This window comes from Mesorhizobium sp. P5_C1 (assembly GCF_054049815.1).
Window position 1 is genome coordinate 1 of the sequence record NZ_JBFULQ010001079.1, and the last position, 1,051, is coordinate 1,051.

A 1,051-nucleotide genomic window follows, 5' to 3' on the forward strand; every position below is an offset into this window, starting at 1 on the left:
TCGAATAAACCGAAGKCTCCTTCGATGCCGGGTGGAATACCGTTGATCGCTACAACCGGAATGGGCTCTCCCGCCGCGATCATTGGCAGGTTGAGCGCCAACCCGCGTATCCGGCTGTTTTCCAGCGTCATCAGTTCTGCATCGGGAGTACTCTCAGCATCCCGCGCATTGAATACGCACTTAGTGAAACGTTCGCCGTCGGGCCAGGTCAGATCCCAGGTCAAGCGCTTGTGCTCCGCGTTGCCTCCATGACCGCTGAGATAGCTGACAGTCATCCGCTCGATCCATGTTGGCAGCGGATGCAAGCGAAGCTGTTCGGCCGACCGAGTGTCTGGCTCCGCGGATGCGCCGAGCGGAGACGACTCGCGCGCCTTACGGATTTCGTCCCGAATCTGTGTCGTCGTGCGTTCGGCGGTACGCTCGATGCTTTCAGGATCGAGAATCACTGCCGTGAACGCCTCCTCGAACAGTTCGCCAGCTTGCGCCGAATCCAGAACATCGCCGGTCTTGTCGATGCCAAACTCTTCGAAAATGACGGCAAGCTTCTGTTCCAGCACTTGGCGAACCCGGAATTCCACCGAGTCCTCCATTGCAAAGTTGATGGCGCGCACCGTTCGGGTCTGGCCGATACGATCCACCCGCCCGATCCGTTGCTCCAACCGCATCGGATTCCAGGGTATGTCGTAATTGATGATGACGTGGCAGAATTGCAGATTGAGACCTTCGCCACCGGCGTCCGTCGAGATGAGTACGCGCGCATCAAGCCGGAAATCGTCCTGAACTCGCTTGCGGGCATCCATGTCCATCGAGCCGTTGAGAGTCACGACCTGGATGCCCCGCACTTCCAGAAACTCCTTCAGCATCTCCTGGGTGGGGACGAACTCGGTAAAAATCAGCACCTTGAGATCGGGCTCGTTCTCCTCCGCCTGAAGCCGGTAGATCAAGTCGATGAGAGCTTCCGTCTTCGCGTCCGGACCGGCCTGTTCGCACGAGCAAGCGGCCTCCAACAGCGTTTCGACATGGCCGCGCTCGTTCTTCAACGCCGATACAC

Annotated in this window: 1 protein-coding gene; it reads right to left on the bottom strand. The window is 58.7% G+C overall.

Going from position 1 to position 1,051, the window contains the following annotated elements; translation table 11 throughout:
* A partial coding sequence (locus ACXJ7R_RS34010; protein ID WP_457155616.1) for a helicase-related protein occupies positions 1 to 1,051 on the bottom strand: 1,051 nt, incomplete at both ends.